At 58.6% G+C, this 24,100-nt stretch carries 23 protein-coding genes; 3 read left to right on the top strand and 20 right to left on the bottom strand.

The genetic code is table 11. From position 1 onward, the window contains the following. Positions 1-62: 62 nt before the first annotated feature. The 19 genes from FE702_RS18995 to FE702_RS01830 form a co-directional block, all read right to left on the bottom strand. A complete protein-coding gene (locus FE702_RS18995) occupies positions 63-947 on the bottom strand; it encodes an endonuclease (RefSeq protein ID WP_430303136.1) in 885 nt (294 codons plus the stop codon). Between the two features lie 148 nt (positions 948-1,095). Continuing rightward, positions 1,096-2,319, bottom strand: coding sequence for an NADH-quinone oxidoreductase subunit E (locus tag FE702_RS01915; protein ID WP_147124531.1), 1,224 nt, complete (start codon positions 2,317-2,319; stop codon positions 1,096-1,098). A 15-nt stretch (positions 2,320-2,334) separates the two neighbouring features. Beyond that, complete coding sequence (locus FE702_RS01910; protein ID WP_147124530.1) at positions 2,335-2,553, bottom strand: hypothetical protein; 219 nt, start codon at positions 2,551-2,553, stop codon at positions 2,335-2,337. Positions 2,554-2,597: 44 nt separating this feature from the next. Next, the gene (locus FE702_RS01905) at positions 2,598-3,815 is read right to left on the bottom strand and encodes an NADH-quinone oxidoreductase subunit D (protein WP_147124529.1); all 1,218 of its coding nucleotides are present in this window, start codon (positions 3,813-3,815) and stop codon (positions 2,598-2,600) included. A gap of 69 nt (positions 3,816-3,884) precedes the next feature. After that, complete coding sequence (locus FE702_RS01900) at positions 3,885-4,760, bottom strand: sulfotransferase (protein ID WP_147124528.1); 876 nt, start codon at positions 4,758-4,760, stop codon at positions 3,885-3,887. Positions 4,761-4,763: 3 nt separating this feature from the next. Beyond that, entirely contained in the window at positions 4,764-5,381 is a 618-nt protein-coding gene (locus tag FE702_RS01895; RefSeq protein WP_147124527.1) for an NADH-quinone oxidoreductase subunit C, read from the bottom strand. Between the two features lie 3 nt (positions 5,382-5,384). Then, positions 5,385-5,918, bottom strand: coding sequence for a NuoB/complex I 20 kDa subunit family protein (locus FE702_RS01890; protein ID WP_147124526.1), 534 nt, complete (start codon positions 5,916-5,918; stop codon positions 5,385-5,387). Then, on the bottom strand, positions 5,909-6,265 hold the full coding sequence (locus tag FE702_RS01885; protein WP_430303138.1) for an NADH-quinone oxidoreductase subunit A: 357 nt from the start codon (positions 6,263-6,265) through the stop codon (positions 5,909-5,911). The genes FE702_RS01890 and FE702_RS01885 overlap by 10 nt, the downstream gene beginning before the upstream one ends. 122 nt (positions 6,266-6,387) lie before the next feature. Further along, positions 6,388-6,729 carry a DUF3140 domain-containing protein gene (locus tag FE702_RS01880; RefSeq protein WP_147124525.1) on the bottom strand — a complete coding sequence of 114 codons (342 nt, stop codon included), beginning with the start codon at positions 6,727-6,729 and terminating at the stop codon, positions 6,388-6,390. A gap of 147 nt (positions 6,730-6,876) precedes the next feature. After that, positions 6,877-7,653: a crotonase/enoyl-CoA hydratase family protein gene (locus tag FE702_RS01875; RefSeq protein WP_255449552.1), complete on the bottom strand. Its 777-nt coding sequence runs from the start codon at positions 7,651-7,653 to the stop codon at positions 6,877-6,879. Then, positions 7,640-8,527, bottom strand: coding sequence for a hydroxymethylglutaryl-CoA lyase (locus FE702_RS01870; protein ID WP_147124523.1), 888 nt, complete (start codon positions 8,525-8,527; stop codon positions 7,640-7,642). The genes FE702_RS01875 and FE702_RS01870 overlap by 14 nt, the downstream gene beginning before the upstream one ends. Then, positions 8,524-9,180: a glutathione S-transferase family protein gene (locus FE702_RS01865; RefSeq protein ID WP_147124522.1), complete on the bottom strand. Its 657-nt coding sequence runs from the start codon at positions 9,178-9,180 to the stop codon at positions 8,524-8,526. The genes FE702_RS01870 and FE702_RS01865 overlap by 4 nt, the downstream gene beginning before the upstream one ends. Continuing rightward, positions 9,177-11,114 carry an ATP-binding protein gene (locus FE702_RS01860; RefSeq protein WP_147124521.1) on the bottom strand — a complete coding sequence of 646 codons (1,938 nt, stop codon included), beginning with the start codon at positions 11,112-11,114 and terminating at the stop codon, positions 9,177-9,179. The genes FE702_RS01865 and FE702_RS01860 overlap by 4 nt, the downstream gene beginning before the upstream one ends. Beyond that, positions 11,111-11,557 (bottom strand): hypothetical protein, encoded by a 447-nt coding sequence (locus FE702_RS01855; RefSeq protein WP_147124520.1) that lies wholly within the window; start codon positions 11,555-11,557, stop codon positions 11,111-11,113. The genes FE702_RS01860 and FE702_RS01855 overlap by 4 nt, the downstream gene beginning before the upstream one ends. Next, on the bottom strand, positions 11,550-11,966 hold the full coding sequence (locus tag FE702_RS01850) for an ASCH domain-containing protein (protein ID WP_147124519.1): 417 nt from the start codon (positions 11,964-11,966) through the stop codon (positions 11,550-11,552). The genes FE702_RS01855 and FE702_RS01850 overlap by 8 nt, the downstream gene beginning before the upstream one ends. Positions 11,967-12,042: 76 nt before the next feature. Next, positions 12,043-13,599, bottom strand: a complete 1,557-nt coding sequence (locus tag FE702_RS01845) for a carboxyl transferase domain-containing protein (RefSeq protein WP_147124518.1) — start codon at positions 13,597-13,599, stop codon at positions 12,043-12,045. Continuing rightward, complete coding sequence (locus tag FE702_RS01840; RefSeq protein ID WP_147124517.1) at positions 13,596-13,943, bottom strand: hypothetical protein; 348 nt, start codon at positions 13,941-13,943, stop codon at positions 13,596-13,598. The genes FE702_RS01845 and FE702_RS01840 overlap by 4 nt, the downstream gene beginning before the upstream one ends. After that, entirely contained in the window at positions 13,940-14,428 is a 489-nt protein-coding gene (locus tag FE702_RS01835; RefSeq protein ID WP_147124516.1) for a hypothetical protein, read from the bottom strand. Before FE702_RS01835 ends, FE702_RS01840 begins: the two co-directional genes overlap by 4 nt. Next, complete coding sequence (locus FE702_RS01830) at positions 14,425-15,588, bottom strand: isovaleryl-CoA dehydrogenase (RefSeq protein WP_147124515.1); 1,164 nt, start codon at positions 15,586-15,588, stop codon at positions 14,425-14,427. The genes FE702_RS01835 and FE702_RS01830 overlap by 4 nt, the downstream gene beginning before the upstream one ends. A 274-nt stretch (positions 15,589-15,862) precedes the next feature. Here FE702_RS01830 and FE702_RS18505 point away from each other — a divergent pair, with 274 nt between their 5' ends. The 3 genes from FE702_RS18505 to FE702_RS01815 all read left to right on the top strand — a co-directional run bounded on the left by FE702_RS18505 (position 15,863) and on the right by FE702_RS01815 (position 22,880). After that, positions 15,863-18,574, top strand: a complete 2,712-nt coding sequence (locus tag FE702_RS18505) for a beta strand repeat-containing protein (protein ID WP_186826954.1) — start codon at positions 15,863-15,865, stop codon at positions 18,572-18,574. Between the two features lie 80 nt (positions 18,575-18,654). Continuing rightward, complete coding sequence (locus tag FE702_RS01820) at positions 18,655-21,273, top strand: beta strand repeat-containing protein (RefSeq protein WP_147124514.1); 2,619 nt, start codon at positions 18,655-18,657, stop codon at positions 21,271-21,273. 35 nt (positions 21,274-21,308) lie between these two features. Further along, positions 21,309-22,880 (top strand): calcium-binding protein, encoded by a 1,572-nt coding sequence (locus tag FE702_RS01815; protein WP_147124513.1) that lies wholly within the window; start codon positions 21,309-21,311, stop codon positions 22,878-22,880. An 8-nt stretch (positions 22,881-22,888) separates the two neighbouring features. Here the strand turns inward: FE702_RS01815 and FE702_RS01810 are convergent, their stop codons facing one another. Continuing rightward, entirely contained in the window at positions 22,889-24,088 is a 1,200-nt protein-coding gene (locus tag FE702_RS01810) for a DegT/DnrJ/EryC1/StrS family aminotransferase (protein ID WP_147124512.1), read from the bottom strand. Positions 24,089-24,100 lie beyond the last annotated feature (12 nt).

Below are 24,100 nucleotides of genomic sequence, written 5' to 3'. Positions count from 1 at the left end.
GCGCGGTCTTGCGACCGCGCCCATCGAAAACACCTGTCCAAGAAACAGGCGATTGACCTAATTTAGTAGACCTTGCCACCCTCGACACGTTTAGAGAATTCCGTCTCTCCACCCGCTGCCAGAACCTTGGCCTGATCGACCCACTTGTCGCGGCTCACCCGGCCTTTGAAGCCTTCTAGGTTCGCGTCAACCCAAGCGATCTCGTCGGACGTCCATGCCGCAATCTGGTCAAAATGATAGAAGCCCAGAGTATTACACAGCTTCTCAAGCTTTGGACCAATCCCTTTGATTTCTTTCAGGTTGTCGGCCTTGCCACCGCGCGCCTCGCTCAGACCTTCTGGGCGCTGACCTTCGCCTTTGCCTTCGACAACACCGTCGCCATCGTAATCCTTATCGTCTGACGCGGCACTCACAGCCGGTGCCGGCGCACTCGCGGCCTTGGCGTCCGAGCCGCCATCATACTTCCACTCACCTTTGCGGGCCGCCAATTCCTGTTGGCCTGCCAATTGAGAGGATTTCACGACCGGAGCAACACTGACATCGGTAGAACCATCAGCGCTGACCGCGTTTGCCTCAGAATCACTTGCCGCCGATGCAGCAGAAGCGTCTTGACTGGCGGCAACAGCACGGCCAGCGGCTGCTGCGCCCGCAGTTCCCGCGGCAGCAGTGGATGCATCGGTTGTCGAACCAGCACTTGCGCCGCCCGATGACCCCTTTGCAGGCCCTGATCCCGGAGCCTCCACATCACCCAAGGCAGGCAATTCGCGGCAGAAAATCCATACGAACAACAGCGCCAGAACCCCAAAGGCGAGAGCCCCCACAAAGATGGCTCCTGTCCACGACAGTTCCGCAAAAAACCGCATCACGATCGTGGCCAAGGCTGCAATCAATGCGGCCATCACCAGCGATCCCCAGGTGCAGCTTGCGCCTCCCTCGTCTCTATTCATGTCTTAGAACTCCCCCGTTCATCGTCTTTTTGGCATTTCTTTGTGAAACTGCCATAACACGTTGCGCGCACGCTGTCTCGCTTCGCAATGATGCGAAGGTCTAAGGCGTTCACGTCAGAGTAGCGCGGGGAAAATCGCGGAGCGCGTATCAGTAGACGTTGCCGTCCTCGACACGTTTGGAGAACTCAGTTTCGCCGCCAGCGGCCAGAACCCCGGCCTGTTCGACCCATTGGTCGCGTGTCACGCGGCCTTTGAACCCTTCGAGGTTCTGGTCAACCCAAGCGACCTCGTCGGCGGTCCATGCAGCGATTTGGTCAAAGTGATAGAACCCTAGTCGATTACAAAGCCGTTCCAGCTTGGGCCCGATCCCTTTGATCTCTTTCAGGTTATCGGCTTTGCCACCGCGCGGTTCCGTCAGCCCCTGCGGTTTGGTGCCTTCGGTGATCGCGGCTGCTTCTGGGCTTTCCGTTCCGTTCGAAGCCTTCGCACCCTCTTTCGGGGTGACCGGGGCCTTGGCAGGCTTGGTTTTGGGCTTGGCCGCTTGTTGGGTCTTTGAGGCTGGGACCTTGTCGGACGCGTTCGATTTCGGCGCGTCTTTCTCTTGTGCAGCCTTCACAGCCGACATCGGGCGATCCGGCATCGCTGGCACATTTGCGGTGCCGCGCGCGTCGCCCCAAGGTGCCAAAAGCGGCACCTCAGTTCCGTCGATCCGTTTGACCGTATCGCCGATGTCCGTCGCTAATTGCACGGATGCGTTATACTGGGTGCGCCCGCTGTCATATTCTTTCAGGCTCGTCAGGCCGCTCAGCGGTTCAGCCGCGTAGCGTCCATTCTGTGGTCCCGGAGTTGGAACTTTGCCCGCGCGGAAGTCATCCAGCATCTGGGCAAAACCGTCTGCCGTCAGGTCTTCGTAATAATCCTTGCCGATCTGCGCCATCGGGGCGTTGGCACACGACCCGAGGCATTCGACCTCTTCCCAGCTCAGCTTGCCGTCTTCACTGATCTGATGCGGGTTTGGCGCGATCTTTTCCTTGCAAACCGAAACAAGGTCCTCTGCCCCGCAGATCATGCAGGACGTGGTACCACAGATTTGGATATGCGCCACGCTGCCAACGGGTTGCAGCTGGAACATGAAGTAAAAGGTCGCCACCTCCAGCACGCGGATATAGGCCAAGTTCAGCATACGCGCGACTTCTTCAATCGCGGCGCGGCTCAGCCAACCTTCCTGCTCTTGCGCACGCCACAGCAGCGGAATAACCGCGCTGGCTTCGCGGCCTTCTGGGTATTTCGTGATCTGCTTTTCCGCCCAGGCGAGGTTGTCTGGCGTAAAGGCAAAGCTGTCTGGCTGATCAGGATGTAGGCGGCGGAGCATTACAGTATCCGTTTCTTACTTTGTGCAGACTGGAGGCAGCAGCACGAGAGTTTCTTCGTCATCGGCGAAGGTCACGACACCGTCCTGCATCAACTTGCGGGACAATGCGATGGCCTCAGGCCGCGAAATGCCAAGGCGCGGCATAACCTCGTTCGCCTCGGCGGTTGTCAAAGTGCAATCGCTTTCGTTCACTGCAGCGATCAACGCGTCCTGCGCAGGTGTCGCGTGACCCACGACCGGGGCAAGCAGCCCCAAACATATGACGCAGACGCGGTGCATTAACGGTCGATCTCACCGAACACGACGTCCATCGTCCCGATGATCGCGGCGACGTCAGCCAGTTGGTGGCCTTTGCACATATAGTCCATAGCCTGCAGGTGCAGGTAACCCGGTGCACGCAGCTTGGCGCGATAGGGTTTGTTTGTGCCGTCTGCAACGAGGTAAACGCCAAACTCCCCCTTCGGAGCTTCGACCGCGCAGTACACCTCGCCCTCAGGCACGTGGAAACCCTCGGTGTAGAGTTTGAAGTGATGGATCAAAGCTTCCATCGAGGTTTTCATGTCGCCGCGCTTTGGCGGTGTGAATTTGCCGCGCGCCAGAACATCACCTTGCCCTTCGGGCTCGCGCAGCTTTGTGATGGCTTGCTGGATGATCGACGTCGATTCCCGCATTTCGGCCATGCGGCACAGATAGCGATCATAGCAGTCGCCGTTTTTCCCGACAGGAACCTGAAAGTCGAATTCATCGTAGCATTCATAAGGCTGCGCACGACGCAGGTCCCAGGCAAGCCCGGACCCGCGAACCATCACGCCCGAGAACCCGTAATCCTTGATATCCTGCTCTGTCACCACACCGATATCGACGTTCCGCTGTTTATAGATGCGGTTTTCGGTCAGCAGGCCTTCGAGGTCGTTCATGAACTCAAGGAAGGTCGGGCACCACGCCTCGAGGTCATCGAGGAACTCAGGCGTCAAATCCTGATGCACACCGCCAGGGCGGAAATAGGCTGCGTGCAGGCGCGCACCACAAGCCCGCTCATAGAACACCATCAGTTGTTCGCGGTATTCAAAGCCCAGCGTGATGGGCGTGAGCGCGCCCACGTCCAGCGCCTGCGTACAGACGTTCATGAGGTGATTCAGAATGCGGCCAACTTCGCAGAACAGAACGCGGATCAGCGACGCACGACGTGGCACTTCGATGCCAGTCAGCTTTTCAATCGCCAGACACCACGCATGTTCCTGGTTCATCGGCGCCACGTAATCGAGGCGGTCGAAATATGGCAGGTTTTGAAGGTAGGTCCGGCTTTCCATCAGCTTCTCTGTGCCACGGTGCAGCAGGCCGATATGCGGGTCACACCGCTCGACAATCTCGCCGTCCAGTTCCAGCACCAGACGCAGCACGCCGTGTGCCGCCGGGTGCTGAGGCCCGAAGTTGATGTTAAAGTTGCGGATCTTCTGTTCGCCGGTCAGGGCGTCTTCGAAGGTGGAGCCGTCCATGTCAGTCTCCTTTGCGGAATTCAAAGGCGGCAACGGCGCCGCCATGTGTTTCGATCAGGGCCAAACGCATTATGCGGCCCTCTGATAGGCATCGTCCCAGCTGGCCGGGACACGGCCCAGCATGGCTTCGACGGCAGTATATTGATGGCGAAGCGCCTCGCGTGCGCGCTCGCGGAGGTCCGCAGGCATCGCCTCTTCTTTCGATGCCCAAACGCGGTGGCCAAAATCACCTTTGTGATGTGCGAGGCCAAGGAAATCACACACGGCGTTGACGCCGTCCTGCGTAAACAGTTCCTCGAAAAACCCGATATACAAGTTTTCCCGTGGAATCGCGGTGCGCAATCGTCCAAGTGTTCCCTTGTAATCCGAACGCGCCGTGACCTCAGGGGATTTCCCGGACATCCACGCTTCGAAACGCTCGGCGAGGGTCCAGGATTTCTCTCCCTCGCGGCCACGGTTCATCCGGAAATGCGACCAAAGCCGATCAATAGGATCACGCAGCATGTAGATAAAGCGCGTCGGACGTCCGATATCTTGCATCCGCGCCAGTGTGTCTGTATCCGCCAAGGCATATGACGGCGTAAAATCGGCCACGATGGGCGATCCGTCGGCCATCGCGTCCAACGTTGCCAGGTACGCATCGACGGATGGCGCGTGGTGCATGTTCAGAAGACGCCAGAACGCCGAGGCGTTCCGCGACGTGGTTGCCATCCAGTTGGCGTCACCAGTCGATTTCGCGGCCTCGTAATTGGATGTGGCTCGTCCGATCAGGCGTTCGGCGTCGGCCACTGCAACAGCAGGGTCCACGGCACCGTCAAATCGCCAGAAATGCACTTCCTTGAACGGCTGTAAAACCGTGTCGGGATGCCCCTGCAAATAGGTATAGAGCCAAGACGTCCCCGCCTTGGTTGCGCCGACACCATAAACAAGCGTCGGAGCCGCCATACCTTAGGCCCCCTTGGCCGCGTCGTCAGATTTCTCGTCCCCAGGCAGCACGTATTCCGCGCCTTCCCATGGGCTCATGAAATCGAATTGGCGGTATTCCTGTGTAAGCGACACAGGCTCATAAACCACGCGCTTCTGCTCTTCGTCATAGCGCACTTCGGTGTAGCCGGTCGTCGGGAAATCCTTGCGCAGCGGATAGCCCCGGAAGCCGTAATCCGTCAGAATACGACGCAGGTCAGGGTGTCCCGAGAACAGGATCCCGAACATATCAAAGACTTCACGCTCAAACCAATTGGCCGACGGCGTGACATCGGTGATCGACGGCACCATTTCATCCTCGCGCACGGCCAGCCGCAAACGAATGCGGTGGTTCTGATACATGCTCAGAAAGTGGTAGACGACGTCAAAGCGCTTAGGCCGTGCCGGATAGTCGACAGCCGTGATATCCACCAGCGACGAGAACTGGCAGGAACGATCCGTTTGCAGGAACTCAACAAACCCTTTGATGTTGGCCGGGGCCACATCAATGTTCAGTTCGCCGTGGGTGACATCCCATTTCAGCACGCAATCCGGGCGCTTGGCCTCGATATGCGCGCCAAGTTCGTTCAGGGCTTTGCTCATCGCTTACCTCGCAATCGTGCCGGTACGGCGGATTTTGCGTTGCAGTTGCAGGATACCGTAAAGCAGCGCCTCTGCAGTCGGCGGACAGCCCGGCACGTAGATATCGACAGGCACGATCCGGTCACAGCCACGCACAACCGAATAGCTATAGTGATAATAGCCGCCACCATTCGCGCAGGACCCCATCGAGATCACATAACGTGGCTCAGGCATCTGGTCATAAACCTTGCGCAGCGCAGGGGCCATTTTGTTGGTCAGAGTGCCTGCAACGATCATGACATCCGACTGGCGTGGGGAGGCGCGCGGCGCGATCCCAAAGCGTTCGGCGTCATAGCGCGGCATCGACGTATGCATCATTTCAACCGCGCAGCAGGCCAGACCAAAGGTCATCCAGTGCAGCGATCCTGTGCGCGCCCAGTTAATCAGGTCCTCGGTCGATGTAACGAGGAACCCTTTGTCCTGCAGCTCTTTGTTCAGGGTCTGCGTGGCGTATTCCTTGTCAAACCCTGCATCATTCAGTCCGGTTGCTACTCCCATTCGAGCGCCCCTTTCTTCCACTCATAGGCAAAGCCCACGGTCAGCACGGCGAGGAACACCATCATCGACCAGAAGCCGACCATGCTGACATCTTGAAACGCGACCGCCCAGGGGAACAAGAACGCGACCTCAAGGTCAAAAATGATGAACAGGATCGCCACAAGGTAAAAGCGGACGTCGAACTTCATCCGCGCATCATCGAATGCGTTGAACCCGCATTCATAGGCGCTGACCTTTTCAGGGTCGGGATTCTGAACAGCAGCAACCGCCGCCGCCAGCAACAAAACAAGCCCCAGTCCGATGGCCACAGCCAACAGAACAAGGATCGGAAGGTAGTCTCCGGCGATATTGGCCAGTGATTGCTCCACGGAATTTGCCTCCATGCGGATTGGATTAGCGGTGGTCTACGCCCGCATACATTGGGGGTCAATCGCAACCGTCCAACTGCGGCGTTTCGATCCCACCCTTTTCAGGCCTCTTTCAAAGGGTCATGCCCCCAGTTCATAAGCGAATAGCGCCACGCCGAAGTTTCGACGTCATCATCCGGCCCGCCTCGGCTAATATGACGTTTGATATATCCCACGACAGTCGCCATGTGATTCCACTGATCCTCGCTTAGATCCGCCTTGTTCGTGCGCTTGATTTTGACGATCAGGCGGCCGGATTCATGGCCGGTGCTTTCACTTTCTTCACTGTCGCCAACGGATTTGCTCTCATCCGTTTCGAGCCAATCCTCAAGCTCCTGTGGGGCCATATTTACCAATTCGCCCCATTCGTCCCAGATCTCATCGTGGCTCTTGCTCGATGCCATGCCCCACCCCCAAAGTTGCGACGTGTGCAGACAACTTTCTCAGGGACGTTTCGGTTCCACAATTGCGGCTGCCGCAAGTCTAAATCGTTGGGTAAGGGTGTCGGACCTCAAACGCGCACATGGTCACCAATGTGAAAGGGCCGATACTTAGACCGCCCAAGGCGGCGGGCGTTTGTCAAAGAATGCCGCGATCCCCTCTTGGGCCTCGGTGCTTTCCCAACGGGCTGCCAAAGCGGCAATGGTTTGCTCAATGACCGCATCGTCGATCTTGGGCGAAAGCGCGCGGGCAAGCGCTTTCCCATCCGCAACGGCTCCGGGTGCACAGGTCAAATATGGCGCCACTTCGCGTTCCACAGCCGCATCGAGGTCTTCGGCATCAACCATCCGCGACACAAGGTTCAGGTCCACAGCCTCGGCTGCGTCGAATACCCGACTCGACATAAATACACGTCGTGCCTTGTGTGGCCCCATCCGTGCCATGACATAAGGCCCGATCGTAGCGGGGATAAGGCCCAGCTTAGTCTCGGTAAAGCCCATCTTGATGCCATCCGCAGCCACAGCGACATCGCATACCGATGCGATGCCACAACCGCCGCCAAAGGCGTTGCCATGAAGGCGCCCGATCACGGGGACCGGCAGGTCGTTGATGGCGCGCAGCATGCCCGCCAACCGCCATCCTTCCCTGGCCCGCTCTTCACTGCTCGCATCGAATTGCGCCCGCATCCACGTGAGGTCGCCGCCAGCACAAAAACTTTTGCCCCGCGCCGCAATCACCAAGACGCGGGTTCCATCCGAGCTGACCTCCTCGCACATGGCCCGCAGGTCATCCATCATCTGGGCATTCAAAGCGTTGTGCTTTTCCGGGCGGTTCAGCCAGGCGGTCGTCACGCCGCGCCCATCGCGCACAAGTTCAAGCGTTTGCACGGGCATCCTCCCTGATCTGTCTTGCCAGTTTGGCGGCCGCGGCCAGCTTGACCTCATCAACGCCGGTCGCAAATCCACGCGCATGCAAGAATGGCACCAAAGCCTCGGTCGCAAGATTACCCGGTGCGCCGGGCGCGTAGGGGCAACCTCCTAACCCGCCGACAGATGCATCAAAGGTGCGCAGCCCGGCATCAAGGCTGACCGCGACGTTCTCAAGTGCGCGCCCTGTGGTGTCGTGAAAATGACCTGCCACCCGGCTGGCGTCCCAGTCTTGCAGAACCCCGTCCAGCATGGCCGAGACACGTTCGGGCGTGCCCTTGCCAATCGTATCACCGAGGCTCAGAGTATCCGCCCCAAGCCGGTTCAACTCGCGCGCAGTATGAGCAACCTCTGACGGCGCGATTGGGCCGTCAAAGGGACAATCTGTGACACAGCTAATATACCCCCGCACCGCGAGGCCCATGGATTTGGCTACGACACTCACCTGCCCAGCGCGTTCCAGCGTCTCGGCGCGCGTGGCATTGAGGTTGGCCTTGCTGAAGCCTTCGGATGCAGCGACAAAAACCGCGACTTCGCCCACTTCGCAGCGCGCTGTTGTTCGGGCCTCCGCCAAGGCTTCCAAGCCTCTTAAATTTGGGATCAGGACCGTGGCTTTCACGTCCGGATAGGGACCACATGCGGCCATCACCCGGTCAGTATCGGCCATTTGTGGCACCCATTTTGGGCTGACAAACGCGCCAACCTCAATGGACGGCAGCCCGGCAGCCACACAGGCCTCGATCAAGGCCACCTTCTGCGCGACCGAAATCGCCCCCGGCTCATTCTGAAGCCCATCGCGAGGCCCGACTTCGACGATCTCAACGGCTTCGCTCATGCGACGTCCCATGGTGGATAGAAATCCTTGGTGTAAAGTCGTGCGCCACCCGCAGGCAAAGATGCCTGAAACGCCGGTCGCTCCGAAATGGTTGAATACCAGCGATCCAATGACGCAAACCCATCAAGATGAGCAAAGTGGCGTGACATATAAATGGCCTGACCGACGCTGACATCGGCCGCCGAGAACCCACCATCCAGCAGGTAATCGCGCCCGTCCAAGCGCTGATCGACGGCCGCATAACACTTTTCCAACCGTTTTGCCTCGATCTGCATGACGATCGGGCTGCGCATACTGTCGTCATAGAGTGCCACATGCTGTTGTGTCAGCGCTGCTGAGTGCTGCGAGATCGTTTCGGAGAAATGCACCCAGATCAGCCAATCCGCGCGTTCCAAATCCCCCGCCGCGCGCCCCAGCCCGACCTCGGGGAACCGTTCGCAAAGGAATTCCGTGATCGCGCCAGTTTCCCATAGCTGCTGGCCATCAATGTCCAGCGCAGGCACCCGGCCTGCCGGGTTCTGAGCCAGAAACTCTGGACTGCGCAGGGTCTTGTCAAAAGGCCATTCCTGAACTTCAAACTCGACCCCCAGTTCGTGAAGCAGCCAAAGCGAGCGCATCGAACGGGTCTGCGGACAGTGGTGCAAGCGGATCATGCGTCGTCTTCCAAAGTAATAAGAGCCGCCCCGGCAGCCACCTGCGCGCCGGCCGCAACAAGCACGTCAGCCACCGTACCGGCGCGCGGCGCGCGCAGGACATGCTCCATCTTCATTGCCTCCAGCGTGGCCAATGCGTCGCCTTCCTGCACGCTCTGCCCCGGCTTGGCCGAAATCGTCTGGACCAGACCGGGCATGGGGGCCTCGATCACGTTGCCGCCCGCGCTCGCGCCACCCCGGGCAAGCGGGTCTGCAACATCAAAGACATAAGGCGCACCATCAAACACGGTCACGCGCCCAACATCAGCTTGCAGGCAAGCCGATGTTTGCACACCATCGATCCGCCATGTCGCGCCCAAGCGGGTCACCTCATGGTGCCAATCGTCGCCATGCACGTCGAACACATCAGCGCCGCGCGTCGTCACCCGAATATCGATTGCATCCCCGGACCAAGCCAACCGCGCGATTTGGGCCTGTGAGTGCCATAGCGCAAATCCAGCATGGGCGGGCGGAGACTGATCCAACCCCAGCGCAGCAATTGCCGCCAAGGCCCGCGTTTTCGAACAGGGGATCGCATCAGCAGCCAACGCCTCACCCTCGCGGTCTATCAGTCCGGTGTCGACCTTCCCCGTCTGGTACCCGTTCGTGCGGGCCAAGCGCCTCAGAAATCCAAGGTTGGTTGTCACGCCGGAAATCCGCGTGTCAGACAGCGCACGGTCAAGCCGCGAGAGCGCCTCATCCCGTGTGTCTCCATGAACGATCAACTTCGCAATCATCGGGTCATAATGTGGCGTGATCTCATCGCCTGCCCTGACCCCGGTATCCAACCGTGCCGCCTCTGGCGCATCAAAGCGCGTCAGCCGCCCGATAGCTGGCAAGAACCCAGCCGCCGCATCCTCGGCATAGAGCCGCGCTTCCATTGCGTGCCCTCGGAGCGGGATGTCATTTTGGGCCATCGGCAATGGCTCTCCACGCGCCACACGCAATTGCCACGCGACCAAATCGACACCCGTGATTGCTTCTGTCACCGGATGCTCGACCTGCAGCCGCGTGTTCATCTCCATGAAATAGAACCGATCCGGGCGCAGTCCGTCCGTGGCATCCACGATGAATTCAACCGTACCTGCGCCGGAATAGCCAATGGCCTCAGCTGCCCGGACCGCCGCCTGTCCCATCGCATCGCGCATTTCGGGTGTCATGCCGGGCGCCGGGGCTTCTTCAATCACTTTTTGATGGCGGCGCTGCAAAGAGCAGTCACGCTCGTAAAGATGCACCGCCTTGGTCCCATCGCCGAATACCTGAACTTCGACATGGCGCGGCGTGCCAACATATTTCTCAACCAGCACATCATCATTGCCAAAGGCTGTGCGCGCCTCGGCCCGCGCCGCCCGCAACGCATCGGCAAAATCGGATGGATTATCGACGCGCCGCATGCCTTTTCCGCCGCCACCAGCTACCGCCTTGATCAGCACCGGATAGCCAATGCGCTGGGCCTCAGCCCCCAGCAGCGCATCCGACTGATCTGCGCCATGATACCCCGGCACCACAGGCACTCCAGCTTCCTCCATCAAGGCCTTGGCGGCATCCTTCAAACCCATGGCGCGGATTGCCTTGGCGGACGGCCCGACAAAAATCAGACCTGCGGCCTCAACCGCCTCTACGAAATCCGGATTTTCGGACAAAAACCCATAGCCAGGGTGGATTGCCTGCGCTCCAGCCGCCTGCGCTGCCGCAATGATCCGATCCCCGCGCAAATAGCTGTCCGCTGGCGCCGCACCTCCAATCGGATAGGCCAGATCGCAGGCCGCAACATGGGCGGCCCCTGCGTCGGCATCCGAATAGACCGCCACGGTCCGCAGCCCCATGGCGCGCGCTGTCCGCGCGATCCGGCAGGCAATCTCGCCCCGATTGGCAATCAAAAGCGTGTCGATCATCGCACTGCCTCTTTTCTCACGCGCCCAAAGAACACCGCATTCGGGCGCGCGCCTTCCATCAGATAAATGATTGTGACTGCACCGATCACCGCATTCCCCACGCCGTAGGCAGCGGCCAGAAACGGCACCTCAACGCCGCCGGACGCGATCAGGTAAACCACGCCAAACACCTGCCGCGCCGCCATCAAGAGCGCCAACGCAAAACCCCACCAAGCCTTGGCCAAGAGGCCAATGGCGGCAATGACGGTCAGCCCGGTGAACAGAAGTGACGGCAGCGGTAGATCATGGGTGACAGCCACCCTCAGTTCAAACGCCGCTACACAGAAAAACCAAAGCGCGATCCACGCGAGCCCACCAAAGCCAGCAGCCAAATCGGCTTCATCCGGCCTCAAGGGACGCCATTTCGCGGCGCGCCCGTTGCTCAGGTACGAATGATCAGCCATCGACCACCTCGACGACCCGAAACCGTTCACAGATGAGGTCCATCTGAGGGTCCCACCCACCGTGCCGCTCGAAATAGGCCTTGTGATCTGCCTGCCAGCCTTCCAGCGTTTCGTTTTCGCCTTCCGCCAGAGCAAATGCGGCGTCAATGTCGCAAAACCGCTTCCGCGTCACATCGAGCGTCTCAATCACAACCGCAGGACGCCCATCCCAATGCAGGGCTATATCCTTGCGCCCCACAACCGGGAGCGCCTCTCCACCCTCGCCAAAATCGCGCGCGGCACCGCAGGTCGCGGTCTTCTTGCCTTGGGTGACGAGTGCCAAAAGCTGCGCTGACATCCGCGCGCTATCACCGAACCTGAACGTCTCGGCCCCGGGAAACCTTTCTTTCAAGACATCCAAGCTGGTCATCACCCGCTCCATCTTCTTGCTTCAAAACACTTCCGCCGGAGGCTCCGGCGGTCGCAAACCGCACGCTCGCCTCCGGCTACATCCGGAACACACCAAATCGCGTGTCTTCAATCGGCGCATTTAAGGCCGCGCGCAGGGACAAAGCCAAAACCGTCCGGCTGTGACGCGGATCAATGATCCCGTCATCCCAAAGCCGCGCGGAGGCATAAAGCGGATGCGACTGTTTCTCGAACATATCAATCGTGGGCTGTTTGAAGGCGGCTTCTTCTTCCGCCGACCACTCCTGCCCCGCCCGCTCCATTGCGTCGCGTTTCACCGTCGCAAGAACGCCCGCCGCCTGTGCGCCACCCATCACCGCTGTGCGCGATGTGGGCCATGACCACAAGAAGCGCGGCTGATAGGCCCGGCCCGCCATGCCATAGTTGCCTGCACCAAAGGAGCCACCGACAATCATGGTGATCTTGGGGACCGAGGTCGTGGCCACAGCCGTCACCATCTTGGCCCCATGCCGTGCGATGCCTTCGTTCTCGTATTTCTGACCCACCATGAAACCGGTGATGTTTTGCAGAAAGATGATCGGGATTTTTCGCTGCGAACACAGTTCCACGAAATGCGCGCCCTTCTGCGCGGCTTCCGAGAACAGCACGCCGTTATTGGCGATGATCCCACAGGCCATGCCTTCGATTTCGGCAAAGCCGGTAACAAGCGTCTCACCAAACCGCGCCTTGAACTCGTCAAAGCGTGATCCGTCCACGATCCGCCAGATCACCTCGCGAATGTCATAGGGCGTGCGCAAATCCGCTGGGATGGCGTCAAAGAGATCATCCATCGATTTCGACGGCGCATCCGCCGCGTAGGGTGCGTGCTCCGCACGCACCGGCCCAAGCGATTTCACCACCTCACGCACGAGTGCCAGCGCATGCGCATCATCCTCGGCCAGATAATCGGCGACCCCCGACAGCCGCGTATGCACATCACCACCACCGAGGTCTTCGGCGCTGACCACCTCACCCGTCGCCGCCTTCACAAGCGGTGGCCCGGCTAGGAAAATCGTCCCCTGCTCTTTCACGATGATCGACACATCCGCCATCGCGGGAACGTAAGCACCACCGGCGGTACACGACCCCATGACCGCGGCGATTTGCGGAATGCCCGCCGCGCTCATCCGCGCTTGATTGTAGAAAATCCGGCCAAAGTGATCGCGGTCCGGAAACACCTCATCCTGATTGGGCAGGTTCGCGCCGCCGCTATCGACAAGGTATATGCACGGAAGACGGCATTCCTCAGCAATCTCTTGCGCGCGCAGGTGCTTCTTCACGGTCATCGGGTAATAGGTGCCGCCTTTAACCGTCGCATCATTGCAGATGATCATGCAGTCGCGCCCATGCACCTGCCCAACACCGGCCACAACACCCGCACAGGGTGCCGCGCCTTCATACATCCCGTGCGCCGCCGTCGCGCCAACTTCAAGAAATGGGCTGCCAGGGTCCAATACCCCAGCCACCCGATCCCGAGGCAACATCTTCCCCCGCGCCACATGCCGCGCGCGCGATTTCTCACCGCCGCCTAGCGCGGCGGTTTGAGCTGCTTCGCGTACGAGGTTCAGCGCGGCTTCGTGGTCTGAACGGCTCATGCCTCGGGCACCCCTTCTCCGGCCCTTGCGGCGTAAACCAGTCCACCGTTCCGAGCTGCACCATACAGGAACGCGGGTTCGCCGCCGGGCGGCGTGCAGCGCACTTCGATCCAGACGGTGCCGACTGTGCCGGGGACGCCGACACAATCGGTCAATGCGGCTCCTGCGCCGATGACTTCGCCATGGTCCTCTACATATTGGGCTGCGTAGTGGTTGATGACAGCGGTTTCGGTCACGTTCATCCGCTCAAGACCCAATTTCAAACCCGTGTACCCGACGACCAGCGCGAGCATGAACACCGGTAGAAACCACATCCAGCGGGGCATGTGCCAGCCGTCGCTCATTGCAGCGCCTCCACCTCAGAAGCGATCCGTTCCAGATCGCCCAGCGCCTGACCCGCCCAATCTGCCTCGCAGGCATTGGCATCGCCCACACAGGAGGGCGGGGTGAACCAGCGATCAGGGTTCGACAATCGGCGCGCCTGCAAGGCGGGCAGTTGTTCGAAATCCACATCCGCCAACCGCGCATCAATCTGGGTCCGCAGGTCAGCGGCCTCAGAGCCCCACCTCTCCTTTAACCCCAAGATACACTTCTGGCTCTCGCAATCCGCCAGCGCCTCGGCCCGGCAGTGGCCGCGCGTCAGGCGCGTGGTGCTTTCGACCTGCGCAGCGGGGCACGTGGCCGAACTGGTGCAAGGATCGGACGGGAAACGCTGCGCATAATTGGCCATCAGCCGCTCTTCGAACTCAGGCCCGATGCAGGCCTCGTATTGCGCAACCCCTGCAAAAGCAGGCGCGGCCAGCAAGGACAGGATCAAGGCCAACCTCACCCCATCGCTCCGACCAGTTCGCGACCAACCAGCATCCGGCGGATTTCAGACGTCCCTGCGCCGATCTCCATTAGCTTGGCATCGCGGAAAATCCGCGCAACCGGCGCGTCGTTCAGGAACCCCGCACCGCCCATGGCCTGAACCGCCTGATGCGCCTGCTTCATCGCTTCTTCAGAGGCATAGAGGCAGCAAGCCGCCGCATCCTGACGCGTGACTTCGCCGCGATCACAGGCCTTCGCAACCTCGTAGACATAGGCGCGGGCGGAATTCATCGCGGTGTACATATCCGCAATCTTGCCCTGCATCAGTTGGAACGACCCGATGGGTTTGCCGAACTGTTTGCGCTCGGCCATGTAAGGCATGATCTCATCCAGACAGGCGGCGATGATGCCAAGCCCGATCCCGGCCAGAACCACACGCTCATAGTCCAGCCCTGACATCAGGACCTGAACCCCACGCCCTTCTTCGCCCAGCACGTTTTCGAATGGGACCTCGACATCCTCAAATATCAATTCGCCGGTGTTGGACCCGCGCATCCCCAGCTTGTCGAAATGCGGACTGGTCGAAAAACCTTTCATCGTCTTCTCGATCAGGAACGCCGTGATCCCTTTGGACCCGGCATCTGCATCCGTCTTGGCATAAACCACCAGCGTATCTGCGTCCGGGCCGTTCGTGATCCAGTATTTGGTCCCGTTCAAGCGGTAGTGATCGTTGCGCTTTTCCGCGGCCAGCTTCATCGACACGACGTCCGACCCCGACGATGCCTCTGACATCGCAAGCGCACCGACATGATCGCCAGAGACCAGTCCCGGCAGATACTGCCGCTTTTGCTCCTCGGTCCCGTTCAGGCGGATCTGGTTCACGCAAAGGTTCGAATGCGCGCCATAAGACAGCGACACAGAGGCTGACGCGCGCGCGACCTCTTCCACCGCCACCGTATGTGCAAGGTAGCCCATACCCGCGCCGCCATACTCTTCTTCAACGGTGACCCCCAAGAGCCCCATATCCCCCAGCTCTTTCCAGAGCTCTGCAGGAAAGCAGTTATCGGTGTCGATCTGCTCTGCCATCGGCTTGATCCGATCCTGCGCGAACCGATGTGTCGCGTCACGCAGCGCGTTGACGTCATCGCCGAGGTCGAAGGTCATGGAGTGTGTGAACATGCGTTGCCGCCCTTAATTGAACGTTTGTTCAGATAATAGGGTCAGCATGACGCCCTGTCCAGTTTCGAAATCGGCAGCCTTCCAGCGCCGGTTGCGGTCACACAACACAACCCAAGAGCGAAGCGGTCACACCCGGCGCAGCGAATGCGTTAATTCAAAATCGGCCTGCCGCATCTGGCATAGAATTCCTGACTGACAAACGCGCAAATCCTGCGTTAACGTTCTGTTAATTGATTAGAATTTTCTGCGTGCAACTATTTGGGGGGGTAGCCTGGTGGGCCTTATTCAACAAAACGACTCCATTGGATCTGGGGTCCGCATTCTTTTTACCAGCTTCGGCGAATGGTATTACCAACTTGCTGGGGTGACCACTGCGAGCACGAGCACGTCTGCCGTTGTCGCGTCCGGGGGCGGCTTTGATGCCACCATTGCGGGAACGGTCCTCGCTCCGACGATTGCGATGAGCATCACTGGCGGCAACAACACGGTCGAGATCGCCGAAACCGGTCGCGTCGACAGTTTTGGCGCACCTAATGACACGATCTATCTCGAAGGCTCCAACAACCGTTTCGTCAACTCTGGGACGGTTGCGGGGCAACTGGTCGGCGTCCGTCAGGTTGGCGACGGATCAACCCTGATCAATCACGGGTCAATGACTGCGTCGGAAAACAACAGCAGCGGGTTTCTCCTCGAATTGGCCGACGGCGATGGTCTTGGTTTTATGGACGTGCTCAACACCGGCTTCATTCAGGCAGATGACGCCGTGCGAACCGCCGCCAACAATCTAGGAAACTATGTTCGCGTCGATTTCACCAATAGCGGCGAAATCTTGGGCGACATCGGCCTGTTTGGTCTGATCAATGACGTCATCAACAGCGGCGTTATCACCGGCGACATTGATCTCGATCTTTCCACCGCTGGCGGATCCGATACGCTCGTAAATTCAGGCACCATCACAGGCACGATCCGGATGGATGGCAGCCTGACTTCGGATACAGGAACCGACAGCCTGACAAATCTGGGCACGATCAACGGTCAGGTTCGCTTTCGGAATGGATCGGACAGGTTTGAAAACGCGGGCACAGTCAACGGCAATGTCGTATTTTCGGGCCTCACCACGGACGCCCAACGCCTTGAGAACAGTGGCACGATCCTTGGCAACGTCTCGTTCACGTTTGGCGAAGACCTGCTGGTCAATACCGGCACGATCATCGGAAACGTTTCGTTGTCGCCGTTCAACGGCACGACCGACGACGAAATCCGCAACTTCGGCATTCTCGATGGAACGATCAACACATCCGGCGGGGATGACACGTGGCTGAACTCGGCCACCGGTCAAATCACTGACGCCTTTACGGGCGCTGGCCGCGACTCTGTCGAAAACGCTGGCTTTATAGGCGAATTGTCTACCGGCGATGGAAACGACCTTGTTCTCAACACCGGCGAAATCCTTGGTGGGACGGACCTTGGCGACGACAATGACAATCTCTTGAACGAGGGCATCATGCGTGAGGTCGACGCAGGCGAAGGCAACGATGTAATCACCAACCTCGGCGATATCCTCGTGCGGCTGACCCTCGGCACCGGCCAAGACAGCCTGTTCAACTACGGCATCATCGCGGCACTGACAGCAACCAGCGACGTTGGCGGCACGGGGCAGAAGATCATCGAAAACCACGGAACGATCAGCGACGTGACCTTTGGTGATGGTCGCGTGACGCTCACCAACTACGGCACAATCGCCTCAACGGTCACTCTGGGTGACGAAAACAACACCGTTACCAACGAAGGCGCGATCGAAGGTCAGTTCCTCAGCGGCGCCGGTGACGACATCATCATCAACAGCGGCATCATGGGCCCGGTGGCCACAGGCAATGGTATTGACCGTGTGACCAACACCGGAACCATCAACGGTCTGCTGATTGTCGGCCCGGTGGTTGGAAGCGAGGTCACGAATGATGAAATCACCAATTCTGGCACCATCACCGGCGGCATCTTCGGATCGGCTGGCAACAACCTTGTCCGGAACACTGGCGACATCGGCAGTAGCGTGTTTCTCAGTTCGGGGAACAACACGTTCATAAATGACGGCACCGTGGCGAGTTTTGTATCCAGTGGCTCTGGCGATGACAGCTATACAAATTCGGGCGTCATTCAGGGCAATCTGCAGATGGGTGCAGGCACCGATACGTTGACAAATACGGGTCAGATCAATGGTGGCGTGGCCTCCGCCAGCGGTGACAACACAGTCAATAATGTCGGCACGGTTGTCGGCAACGTCACCCTTGGCGATGACAATGACACCGTTGTGAATGCTGGCACAATTGTCGGCGACATTGATCTTGGCGGTGGTTCAAATGTCTACACCGCCTCCGGCGCTGGCAGCGTCAGCGGCACAGTCAGCGGCGGCGGCGTCATGGACATGATGATCGGCGCGCAAAGCGCGGACCGGTTTGACGGAGGTGGTGGCGATGACATGCTGTTTGGCAATAGCGGCATCGACGCCCTCAACGGCGAGGCCGGTGAGGACCAGCTCGACGGTGGCGACGGCGATGACACCCTAGATGGCGGTGATGACAACGACACTCTGACGGGCGGTGCAGGGTTTGACACTCTGACCGGTGGCGCTGGCGCAGACAGCTTCGTGTTCCAAATCGAAACCGATGGCGACGTCATCACCGATTTTGAGATCGGGACCGACACAATCGACTTGTCGGCCTTCGTCACCACAGGTGACATTCTGGTCCTGTCGCAATTCGAAGCGAACAAAGATGGCGGGTTTGTTGCAACGGGCGCTATCGGCGGGATCACCAATGGTGCCTCCAGCCGCGTCACAGTCTCGGCCATTCAGGACGGTGCAGATACCTTGCTGATGATCACGACAACCGCCCCGATCGTGGGCGCGGCATCCAGCGATCTGGATATCGAGATCACCCTGCAAAACACACTGGTCGCTGAGCTCAGCGCGACCGACTTTATCATTTAGCAACCCAAGCCAATTCCCAGCATAGCGGCGCGCGCAACAAAGGCGCGCGCCCTTTTTAACCAGTAAAAGAGACGCACTAAATGACTTATGTGAACACTGACATTATCGGACCAGGCATCGGCATCACATTTGACACCGCTGTCGATGGCAACTGGTTTTTCCTCGCGTCGGGCACCACGATTTTCAGCGATGGAAGCATCGGTTTCTTCGGGACCGGCGGAGACTTTGACATGACAATCGCCGGTACCATCGCCGGTCGCTCGGGCGTCAGTTCCTCTGGAGATAACCAGTCGATCTCAATCCGTCAGGGTGGTGAGGTCAGCAGCTACGTTTCAAATCCCAATAGCAACATCGGTCTGGGAAATGTTGCTTTGAGCGTCTCTGGCACAAGCAACGAAGTGTCGAATGCGGGCGTCATCGCCTCGTTTGACATTGGTATCCGGTCCATTGGCGACGGGTTTGTCTTTACCAACACCAGCACGGGATCGGTGGTCGCGACGGGCGATGATGGCGTCGCCTTTGACCTGCGCCTGTTGGGATCAGAGACATCTGGCCTGACCCGCGTCAACAATGCAGGCTTCGTTGAGGCCGACACCCTGATCCGCACGATTGGTAACTCTTCAGGTTGGGTGCCAGAGGTTTATTTCGATAACTCTGGACAAGCCTACGGCGAGATCACCCTGCGCGGCGGCAATGATCGGATCGAAAACACCGGTCTGATTAACGGCGACATTTCGATGGACGCTCTGTCGAACGGTGCTGATTACATATTCAACTCCGGTCAGATCATCGGCCGCATCCTGATGGACGCCAGCAACACAGCCGGGAATGATACGCTCACAAATTTGGGCACCATTGATGGCCTGGTATTGTTCTACGGAGGATCAAACACCCTTGTAAACGCGGGCACAATCACAGGTTCGGTGACGTCAAGTATTGGTTCGACGGCTTCGATGACTTTCGAAAACACCGGCGACATCCTGGCATCTGTGACAGCATCAAGCGGTTCCTTCTTCAACTCCGGATCGATTTCCGGAACTATGAATGTCAATGGCGGCTCGGCCGGCAATGTGAGCTTTCAGAACAGCGGCGTCCTCGCCGACGTCAACATGTCGGGGAATGTGATTACGTTTGCCAATGACGGCTCTGTGGCAAACATGAATGTCAGCGGCACCATCATAAGCATATCGAATTCCGGCGCGGTGCGCGGCATTGACGCCCGCGGCACCGGAGAGGTGCTGGTCCAGAACTCAGGCGATATCGCCTTCAACATCCTGACCGGATCGAATGCCGATGAGGTCATCAATTCAGGTTCAGTTCTGTCTATCTTTACAAACGATGGAGATGACCAAGTTACCAACAATGGCACGGCTTTTCGAATTTCGCTTGGCTCGGGGGCAGACACGCTGGTGAACACCGGTTCCGTGACTGAGGTCATCCTGGGCGAGCCCATGGACACAGGGAACGCCGACACACTCAACAATTACGGCACCATTGATGATCTGACGCTTTCCGAGAACGGGGTCACCATCAACAACTATGAAACCATCAACGGGACCATCAATTTCGAAGATGCTACGAACCGGCTCACCAATGAGGGGACCATCGGCGGCGGCGTGTTTGGTGATGACGGCAGCGAAACGGTATTCAACAGTGGAACGATTTTTGGAAACATAGGCCTAGGCGACAGTGCAGATCAGGTAGACAACTCTGGCACCGTCATGGGCTCTGTCCTTTTGGGGTCCCTTATCTTTGCCTCGGCCACAAATGACAGACTGACGAACAGCGGCATCATCACAGAAAGTGTCTTTGGTACATCCGGGCAAAATGTCATTGTGAACACAGGCACCATCGGAGAAAGCCTTTTTGCCGGGAATGGCAACAACCGTATTACCAACACCGGGACCATCGGAGGTGATTTGACCGCCGGATCGGGCAACGACACCGTCTCGTCCACAGGCGAAATCGCTGGAAACCTTGCAACCGCGGACGGAAATGACATCGTCAGCCTGTCAGGCGCGGTCTTGGGCAATGTAAATCTTGGCGCAGGCGACGACACACTAACCATCACATCTGACGCGCAGATCGGCGGCGACATTGATGCCGGCACCGGCGACGACACGATCCAGACGTCAAACGCCAGCGAAACGGTTTACGCTGGCCTCCGTGACATGACCTCAACCGGGACCGATACAATCAACACGGCTGGCGGGGACGACATGGTCTTTGGCGACGCGGGTGTCGATATAATCGACGCGGGCGACGGCGACGACACGATCAACGCAGGCGCAGGTGACGACCAGATCATTGGCGGGGCTGGCTTGGACACCCTCACCGGCGGCATCGGCGCGGACATGTTCGTCTACACTCTGGAAAACGATGCCGACATCATCACCGACTTTGAACTTGGCATCGATAAGATCGACCTTGGTCTGTTGATCGGAGACTTCGACAGCGTTCGGATCAGTCAGCTTGGCGCCAAGGACGCCGAGTTTGTATTCACATCGGCATCGGCGACCCGGGGCAACGGCAACGCCACCCTGATCAACGTGCAGGTGATCGAGGATGGGTCTGACACGATCTTGTCGATCACCTCCAGCGCGTCGATCACAGGTAACACCTCGGCGATGCTGGATATCGACATCACTTTGCAAGGCATCGACGCCTCAATGCTCTCAGCCGATGATTTCGTGTTTTGATAAGCACGCCCTACCCCGTCCTTTAAGGAGTTCCCATGGCACTTGAATTCGTAACCACAGACCAAACCACAACCTATGACATTGACAGCGGGGACGAGGTTTTCGTCACCGCAGGCACGGAATTTCGGGTGTCGGACGGTTTCGATTTTGCGGATTTCGGCACGATGGAGGTCTATTTCGCCGGTGACATGTATCTGGGCGACGACCTTGCCGATGATTTCTTTAACGCCACCGGCAATACCGACATCTTCTTTACGTTTGCAGCGACATCAACGTCACTGATTGCGGGTGACGCGTTTGTTATGACCGGCAACGCTAGCGTAGTCAGCGAGTTAGACGTGGCGAACCAAGGCAATGTGACGGTTGGGGAGGCATTCCTTTTTACGTCAAGCTTTGATCGCGTTGGCTTCAACAACTCGGGCACGTTGACGGGCATGTCGACCAACTCGCAGGCGCTTGTAGCTTCGTTAGGAGCGCAGACCGACTTCTCTTTCACCAATTCCGGTACAGTCGAAACGCTTGGAAATACCAACATCATCACTGCGACAGCCCTTGACGCAGCAATCATCAACCACGGCACAATCACGGCCGGGTCCGGCACCGCGATCAACCTCGCTGGGGGAGGTTCATCGATATTCACCTTCCAAAATACCGGGCAGATCAGCGGGTTGATTATCCTTGGCGGTGCCTCTGATTTCGCAAACTCAGGTGAACTGTTCGGTGAACTAACGCTGAGCAACTTCGGAGATGAATTCCACAATTCCGGTGACATTTTTGGAGATGTGTTGACCCGTGGCGGTGAAGATACGGTCACAAATACAGGTACCATCAACGGGGATGTCGACACAGGAAGCGGTATTGACCTCGTCCAGAACTCTGGCACGATCAACGGCAACGTGGATCTTGGATCATTCAACAACACACTTGTGAACACCGGCGAAATCCTTGGCAATGTGTCTGCGGGCTCAGCAGACGATGACGTAGTGAATTCGGGCCATATCCTCGGCAATCTTAATCTTGGCGCAGGCACCAATACCTACACAGCCGTAGCTGGCGGGGTGGTTTCCGGTTCCATCAGCGGCAGCAATGGCTTTGACACACTATTCGGCGGAGCCAACTCGGATCGGTTCGATGGCCAAGGCGGAAACGACGTGCTCGACGGCAAGGCTGGCAACGATACACTGGATGGCGGAGCACAAAATGACATCCTACGTGGCGGCGAGGGCCTTGATCGGCTTATCGGCGGCTCTGGTGACGACCAGTTCATATTCGATGTCGAGATCGACACCGACGTCATAGAAGATTTCGGAAATGGCGCAGATCAGATCGATCTCAGCGTCTTTGTCGAGAACATTGATTTTGTTCAACTTTATCTTGCCAATACCGGGCCCAAGGGCGGCAACGCGCTTCTCGGCTCCGGTGGAAACCTCGGTCACTCGGGCAGCAATACGGTCACCATCACCGCAACACAGGTCAGCGATAATACCGTCCTGACGTTAACGGCAACGGGCGGTGCCTTGGCAGAAGCAGACCCGAACCTGTCAATCACCATCACGCTAGAAAACGTCATCGCCGATACGCTCAACATCGACGATTTTGTCTTCTAATCTGCGGTTTAGGACCCGTGTTTCTGGAAAACGCGGGTCACTTCGTCCTTGATGATGCGGGCAATCTGCGCGCAATCCTCAAGGCTGAAGGTCAATGGCAGGCGCATATCCATGACGCCGTGCAGGATGCGGTCGCTGTCGGGCATCGGCTCTGATGGCGCATAGCGCCACGATGCATAAGTCGAGGTAAAGGCAACGGGTTCAGGGTTGCCAAACCACTTGAGCTCGACACCCCGTTTCAGACACCCGTCAATCACGTCTTTGATGGCATCGTCTGACCAATCCAACAGCAAGAACTGGTATGACGAGGCCACGAATTCCTCTTTCTGTGGCCTGTCGATCCGCGTGAGACCGGGGCATTGGTTCAACGCTTTGTCCAGCACCCAATAGCGTTCGTTCCAGCGCGCGCATTGGGCACCCAAATCTCGCAGCTGCGGGCGCAAAATCGCGGCGCGCAGGTTATCCATCCGGCCCGAAATATTCGGCGTGACATAGCGCACGTGCTCAAACGCCTCTGGCGGCGGAGCGGCGCGATGTTTGCCGTAGAGCATGTAGGACCCCGACAGCATCACCGCCCGCGCCATCAGATCGGGGTCGTCACTGACCAAAAGACCCCCTTCCCCCGAATTGACATGTTTGTAGGTCTGGCAGGAGTAACACCCCATCACGCCATCGCGCCCTGACCAGCGGCCATTCCATTTAGCCCCCATCGTATGCGCGCAATCCTCGATCACCGTCAGACCATGCTGATCGGCCAGCGCCATCAAAGCATCCATGTCGCAAAGATGCCCGCGCATGTGGCTGAGCATCAGAACCTTGGCTTGATCCGCTTTGGCCGCGAGGTCTTCCAGATCAATCACCAGCCCCTCGGTCACTCCGACAAAGATTGGCTCGGCACCAACCGACGCAATCGCCCCCGGAACCGGGGCCAGCGTGAACGCGTTGGTCAGGACCTTGTCGCCCGGCCCCACCCCGCAGGCGCGCAGGGCTGTCGCCATGGCATAGCCGCCGGACGCCACGGCAAGGCAGTATTTCGCGCCCATCTGGGCCGCGAATTCCTCTTCCAACAGCGCGGTTTCAGCGACCTCATCCGCCGCCTCGTTATAGCGATGCAAACGCCCATGCTGGAGCACCGCCATCGCGGCGGCGATCCCATCCTCGGGGATCGGTTCCTGTTGTGTGAAGTTGCCGGTAAAAATCTCGCTCATAGCGCCAGCTAG

Origin of the sequence: Shimia ponticola, assembly GCF_007995215.1 — a bacterium.
Taxonomy (GTDB): Bacteria; Pseudomonadota; Alphaproteobacteria; order Rhodobacterales; family Rhodobacteraceae; genus Shimia_B; species Shimia_B ponticola.
Note: the sequence above shows the minus strand (reverse complement) of the source record. Positions and strands in the feature narration are given on the sequence as shown.